The organism is Microcoleus sp. N9_B4 (assembly GCF_036701635.1).
Taxonomy (GTDB): Bacteria; Cyanobacteriota; Cyanobacteriia; order Cyanobacteriales; family Microcoleaceae; genus Microcoleus.
Genome location: NZ_JAUBRC010000039.1, coordinates 65,767 through 73,314, shown reverse-complemented (window position 1 = coordinate 73,314; position 7,548 = coordinate 65,767). Strand labels below are relative to the sequence as shown.

Here is a 7,548-nt window from a genome sequence, read left to right as displayed (position 1 = left end):
CCTTCTAAAAAGTCGTTGCCTTGGCGGCCGTATAATTTGTCGCGGCCGTCGTTGCCGGAGAGGGTATCGTTTTCGGTGCCGCCATCTACGAAATCGTCGCCTGTTCCGCCAGCTAGGGTATCATCGTCACCTTCCCCGTAGAGGCTGTCATTATTTTCGCCGCCGTCGAGTTGGTCGTTGCCGAAACCGCCGAACAGGGTATCGCTGCCGGATTCTCCCAGCAAGTTGTCCGCGTCGTCTCCTCCCCAAAGAGTGTCGCTATCGTCGCCACCGAGGAGGGTGTCGAGGCCGGATTGACCGTCAATTCGATCGCGCCCTTGATTCCCCTGAAGCAAATCATTGCCGGAACCGCCATCAACAATGTCATCGCCACGGTTGCCGATAACCGTATCATCACCGACTTGTCCGAACAGACTGTCGTTATTATCACCACCGTCCAGAATGTCGTTACCGTCACCGCCTTCGAGGGTATCGTTTTCAGTACCGCCATTGAGAGTATCGTTGCCGAGTTCCCCAAAGAGTCGGTCTTTTCCTGAGTTGCCTTCCAGGATGTCATCGCCACCGAAGCCGTACAGAGTGTCGTTGTCAGCTTGACCGAGAAGGGTATCGTTACCTTCGCCTGCTAAGAGTGAGTCATTGCCGAAACCGCCTTCTAATAAGTCGTTGCCAGCTTCGCCGAACAGGGTATCTTTGCCGTCGCCGCCATAAAGGGAATCATTGCCTTCGCCAGCATCGAGGATGTCATCGCCGTTTTCCCCAAACAAGTAGTCATCGCCAGCTTGGGCTGATAAAGTGTCATCGTCTTGACCACCCCAGAGATAGTCGTTGTCAATTCCGGCATCGAGAATGTCTTTGCCATCGCCGCCATAAAGGGAATCGTTACCTTCTGCTGCATCGAGGATGTCATCGCCGTTTTCCCCAAACAGGTAGTCATCGCCAGCTTGGGCTGATAAAGTATCGTCGTCTTGACCACCCCAGAGGTAATCGTTGTCTGCGCCAGCATTGAGAAAGTCTTTGCCACTATCGCCGTAAAGGGAATCGTTGCCTTCGGCTGCATCGAGGCTGTCGTTGCCGCCTTCGCCAAACAGGTAGTCATCGCCAGCTTGGGCTGATAAAGTATCGTCGTCTTGACCACCCCAGAGATAGTCGTTGCCAATTCCGGCATCAAGAATGTCTTTGCCGTCTCCACCGTAGAGACTGTCGTTGCCTTCTGCTGCGTTGAGTGAGTCGTTGCCACCTTCGCCAAACAGGTAGTCATCGCCAGCTTGGGCTGATAAAGTGTCATCGTCTTGACCACCCCAGAGATAGTCGTTGTCAATTCCGGCATCGAGAATGTCTTTGCCGTCGCCACCGTAGAGGGAATCGTTGCCTTCTGCTGCATCGAGGGTGTCGTCGCCTGCTTCGCCGTAGAGGTTGTCGTCGCCTTCTTTGCCGAGGAGAATGTCGGCATCGCCGCCGCCGTAAAGTTGGTCGTTGCCGAGGCCGGCATTTAGGGTGTCTTTGCCAGTGCCGCCGTAGAGATAGTCGTTGCCTGTTCCGGCGTCTAGGGTGTCGTCGCCTGCATCGCCTGCGAGAGTGTCGTTGCCGGCTTCGCCGATGAGGGTGTCTTGGTCGTCGCCGCCGGAGAGTTCGTCGTCGCCGGTGCCACCGTAGATTAGGTCGGTGTCTCCTTCTCCGTAGAGTTTGTCGTTTTCGCCTTCGCCGTAGATGGTGTCTTTGTCTTCGCCGCCGTACACAAAGTCGTCGCCAGCGCCGCCGTAGAGTAAGTCTTTGCCTGTTTCGCCAAAAATTGTGTCGTTGCCGTAGCCTGCGTCTCCTGCAACGGTGTCGTCATCGCTACCGGCGTAGATTAAGTCGTCGGCATCACCACCTCGGATGTAGTCTTGACCGGCTTCACCGTATAGGGTGTCTCGGTCTTGATTGCCGTAGATGCTGTCGCCGCCTTCGCCGCCGTAGATTAGGTCGTTGCCGAATTCGCCGTAGAGTTTGTCCTCGCCACCGAGTCCGTAAATGCGATCGTCCCCAGCATCGCCAGTGATAACGTTAACGGTATCGTCGCCAGTAATATTATCGTCATGCCGAGAACCGGCGACGTTTTCAATATCGGCAATTTTGTCTTGATTTCCCCAACCGTCGATAGCATCGCCTGTTTGTAAATTCACAGTAACGCCGTTCGGGTCGCGGCGGTAGCTGAGAATGTCGATGCCTTCTCCGCCGTAAAATGAGTCATTGCCGGCATTGCCAATTAATAAATCGTTGCCTTCTAATGCCCAAATTCGGTTATCTTTTTCGTTGCCAATTAAGATATCTTCAAAGCGAGTACCGATGATGTCTTCTAAGTTTCTCAAAGCATCGGTAGTGCCAAAACTGTCTTTACCGGTACCAGCGGCAATTTCAAAATCCCGTTCGAGTTCCGTGTAGTATTCGCTGGGATTGACATCAGTAACGAATTCTTTGAAGCGTTGATTGGTGTTAGTTTCGTAGTCGCTATTTTCGTCAATATTAACGATAACGCCACTGGGAGAATTGATGTAATTAACGAGATCAACTCCTTCTCCGCCGTCGATTAAATCATCGCCGATTTCTCCGATTAACGAGTCATTGCCAGTAGCGCCAAATAATTCGTCATTGCCTGCGTTGCCGTTGAGAGTGTCATCGCCACCTTGACCTAAAAGTACGTCATCATCGAAGCCGCCAAACAGAGTATCTTTGCCGTCGCCACCATCGATGTAGTCTTGGCCTTGACTGCCGAAAAGGTTGTCTTCGCCTGCTTGTCCGTAAATATCATCGTCGTCGGCCCCGCCATCAATGATGTCTTGGCCGTCGCCGCCTTCTAGCCAGTCATTATTTTCGTTGCCTTGGATGATGTCGTTGCCAGCTTGTCCGTAAATTCTGTCATCTCCGGTATTGCCGGAAAGCAAGTCTTGGCCGTTGCCACCATCAATGAAGTCATCGTCTGCGTTGCCTTCGATGGTGTCGCTGCCGTCTTGTCCGTAGAGGATGTCGTTGCCTTCGTTGCCTTGGATGAAGTCGCGGCCGCTGCCACCTTCGGCGTAGTCTTCGCCTTCGTTGCCTTGGATGATGTCGTTGCCAGTTTGGCCGTAGAGTTTGTCATCGCCTTCGTTGCCGTAGAGTTGGTCGTTTTCGCTACCACCGTCGAGGATGTCGTCGCCATCTTCACCGAAAAGTTGGTCGTTGCCAGCTTGGCCGTAGAGTAAGTCGGCATTTAATCCACCATAAAGTTGGTCTTGGTCGTCGCCACCATATAAAGTGTCGTTTCCGGCTTCTCCTTGTAACAAATCATCGCCTTCTTCGCCTCGCAAGTCGTCATTTCCACTGCCGCCATTGAGGGTATCTTTGCCAGTTCCGCCGTAAAGAGAATCGTTGTTTTCTTCTCCTTTTAAGTCATCGTCTCCTTCTTCGCCATAGAGTTTGTCTTCACCATCGCCGCCGTACAAGGAATCATTTTCGGTTCCACCGTAGAGGGTGTCGTTGCCATTGTCTCCTCGGAGGTCATCGGCACCTTGTTCGCCGCGAAGTTCGTCTTCACCCTCGCCACCGTAGAGGAAGTCATTATCTTGACCGCCGTAGAGAGAGTCGTTGCCGTTTTCTCCTCTTAAATCGTCGCTGCTTTCATCACCTCGAAGGTCATCATTGTCATCGCGGCCGTAAGCTGTGTCATTACCAGTGCCACCGTAGAATGTATCGTCTCCTTTTTGTCCCCAAAAAAGGTCGTTTCCGCCTTGGCCGTAGAAGATATCGCTGTAGTCACCGCCAGTCATTTGATCATCAAAATTTGAGCCACTGATGATTTCGATATTTCCAAGAGTGTCTACAGTTTTTTCGCCTTTTACAACAAAGCCATCTTCAACTTTGTAAACATCAAATTTGTCAGCAACTTTATCTGCCCAAACTTTAATGCCAATTGGGCTGCTGGAGTAATTAGCAGTATCAGTTCCTCCTTTTCCATCTAAGAAGTCGAAGCCAGAATCACCGGTTAAATTGTCGCTACTGTCATCTCCACCTTGTAAAACATCGTTGCGTCCTCCTCCTTGAATATCACCATTTCCTTTAATCCAGTCATCATCATTTGTTGAACTTGTAGTGACTGTCCCTTTGGGGAAATAAAATCCTTTGGGATGAAGTTCGTACACTGTGTCTTGGAAAAAAGTTTGAACTTCAGGACGGCTAAAATAATTTTTAATTACGTGCGCCCCCGTAACGCCTCCTATCGTAGGAAGCATACTAAAAATTTTACCAATTTTATCCCAGACAAAAGGCTGTGAATCAAATTGAAGCACAGTCACAGGATCTCCGGGATTTTTAATGTTATTATCGGAGATAGTTTCTACTTTATACTTATTAATTCCGCCAGCATATAGATAACTTGTTGGCGAACCCATTGCGAGAACACTTGTCCGAGGTAAAGAATTACCAGGTGCGCCCATATCAATTAGTCCATCCTCAACAAAGAAATTGCCCTGAGAATGACCTAGCAGAATCAAAGAGTTGTTTTGAAAAGGATTTTGCTCACTTGAAGCAAACCAATCTTTTGCGGATTGTGTCCAGTCACTATTGATGTCTTGGAATTTACTTTCTGCATACCAGTATTGTTCCAGTGCCTCTTTCAAGTCAGCCGGTGCTGCTGCAATTAAGCTATCAACTAGAGTGGAAATATTTTTAAAAGCGGGAATATATCCAGCAACTTGTTGAAGAAAGAGGATAGCTTTAGCCGTAAAATCATCATTGGTCACCAAATCAATTGGATTTGATATCTGAGTAAAACTTTTCGCAAAATCGTAACCACTTTGAATTAAGTTGACAAAATCGAAATCTTTGTAAAGATTGTCAAGTTGCTCCTTGACCTGTGTGGTGTCACCACCTATTGCTTTTAGGGCTTCATATTCTACTAAAAGAACAGGATATTTTATGGCATTTTTGATAATGTTTGTAAGGTCAAGTAATTCGAGAGCATAATTGAACAAAAACTTACCTACAAAGACTCCTGCATCTGCTAAATCATTTCCAGTGCTATCTGTCGTGTTTCGATATTTCTTGTCTATCTGAATCGATCCTCTTGTCACTGAACTATTATTTGGAAGCCAAAGGTTTCCTGGCAGTTTCCATAAATCCTCAAATCCTTTTATGTCGTCCTCAAAACCACCCGAAGTAGTCCTGATTCCATTGATATAAACAACCTTAGTTTTACCACCATCTTGAATGATTTGATCGTAAACTTTATCAAAATCAAATTCTTTAGAAGTAGCCATGATTTTTGTCCTCGCGTGGTAGATACAAAGTGTGCTAAAAATTGACAAAGTGACTCTATCGACAAGCCCGATCGCACTTCTGCACTTTCGTACTCTCTAACTGTCGTATATCCGCCATTTACCCAAACTGAAGTCTCGCGAAGTGCGATCGCACTTCAACTCTGTTGTCGCAATTACCAGTTCAAATGAACTCAATAAATGCAACCGTGGAAATAGATTAAACCAACATCGGAAGAAGCCCTTTCCAATATCCGTTGGGATGTTGGTTCGGATTTCGATCGGGAAGTTACGGGCGATCGCACTTTTGGATAACTCTCAACAAGTGCGATGAACTCCGTAATTTCCCTTCTGTTTATTTATCAGGGTGAGATCGGTAGTTTTATGCAAAACTCTCAAGTTTTTTTGGATAAAGTTTTGCAAACACTGGTGAAAGTACGGAACAACGGGTGTTTTCGGGATTTAAGGGCGATCGAATCACGCGCTTTCCCACAATCCGCCGGGGAATGAATTCCCCGCCTCATAGCCAAAGTCCTCTCAAAGAGGACTGGTAAATTCTTCAGTCGTCTTCAGACGACTTTCGCTTTGAGGCAGGGGTTGAAACCCCTGCCGGAGTTCGGGATTGCGACATAGCCGGATTGTCCGATCGATCTGGTTGTTAGCGCCAAAGATCGATCGCCCCTAAAGCCTTTTTGTTGTTCCTATTTACTTATCAGGGTGAGCTCGGTAGTTTTATGCAAAACTCTCAAGTTTTTTTGTCGAGTTTGGTAAACACTGGGTGAAAGTACGGAACAACGGTTGTTTTGCAGATTTAAGGGCGATCGATGTTACGCACGGGTGGTCAGAAACCGGGTTTTTCGCCGAATACTTCGTTACAAACCTGCATAAATCGCAAAAACCCGGTTTATGCAGGTTTTGATGCGTCTTAACAAAAATTCACATCTAATTGAACGGGTCGAGTGTCAAATTATTTGTCCGCGTTGACATATTGCTGTCCGTTTAACAAATTACTTGTCCGCATTGACATATTGTTGTCCTGAAAAGAAGATAGCTAGGACTTACGCATTGACAAAAAACATCATCTATGAATTCTAGATAATGATATCACTGCTAAGGTTGGCAAAAATATGCTCACGTACAACTAACGTGAACATATTCCGTTGTACTTCATACCAATTGCTAATTATCTTTTCAGAGCGCATAAACTCCAATCTCACAAATGCTTGCAGTGAACAAAATATGTAAGTTTTGATTGCTAATGTATCTCTAACCATGAACCGACAAATTCCACATACTTGTTTTATGGCGGAAATGAAAAGTTTCAATGCCCCAATGGGTATCATGAATTGTGATAAATTCACTTCTGCTGATATCTGGAATTTTTGACTCATCTGACAGATATAAAATATAGTGTCTAGAGTCTTCTTTTTTAAAGTCGCACCTTTACAACTTTATAAATCCAAATTCTTTCAAATGAGTTCTTAATCCTTCTTCGGGAATAGCCAGAGTGCTTACTTGACAATACTTATGTGGCTCATTTGAGACGGTTCTATTTTTTTCAATCCCAAATATAAAAGCCAATTTCTGGTTTTTTAGAAATTTTAATTTTTCTACTCCTGAATACCAACTATCTCCTGTTACTATTCTTGGCTTGACTCCCCAGTTTATTATTTATCTCACCATTTCTCTAAAATAATCTTTTTTTTTCTTCTTTTTGTCATATATTCTGTAATTTATTGGGACTGAATTACCATTAATATCGCTGTAATATAGCGTAATTAAATTTAAGCTAATAATAGTTTTATGGGCTTTTGCTGACCAAAAATAACTGATTAATTCGGCATTTTTGGGAGCACTGTAAATCTTTTCTATGACTGTATCGTCTACACTTAGTATCCCTCCTACTAAGTTAATGATTTTATCTATTATGTTGAATAAATCTTTCGGTTCGTATCTCTCTCTCAATAAAAAACGGTTGACGCTATCATGTGAAACATCTCCTAATACCTCTGCTAGCCGACTGCACCCCCCAAACTTTGGCTCTGACAGCAAAAATAAGGTGTAGAGGTCTAGATTGCATTGTGCTGTCGATGGTTTAGTAATTTCTCTGATTGTCCGATACCTAGAAAGTAAACGACCCATCTTTATAAATGCACTATTTTGTTATTCTGTCAATGCGTAAGTCCTAGTACCTTTTCTCCAACTACAACAAAAATGATTGATACATTAATTGCCGGATTACTCGATTTAATAAATCCTCAACATCTAAAAAACAGGTTTA

General features: G+C 45.5%; 1 protein-coding gene and 1 pseudogene. Both read right to left on the bottom strand.

Annotation, left to right across the window (positions count from 1 at the left end; all coding sequences use genetic code 11):
• Window positions 1-5,270 (bottom strand): calcium-binding protein (locus QUA43_RS22990; protein WP_333376723.1); only part of this gene is annotated, 5,270 nt, incomplete at its 3' end.
• A gap of 1,088 nt (window positions 5,271-6,358) precedes the next feature.
• Window positions 6,359-7,379: pseudogene (locus tag QUA43_RS22985) on the bottom strand (IS701 family transposase).
• Window positions 7,380-7,548 lie beyond the last annotated feature (169 nt).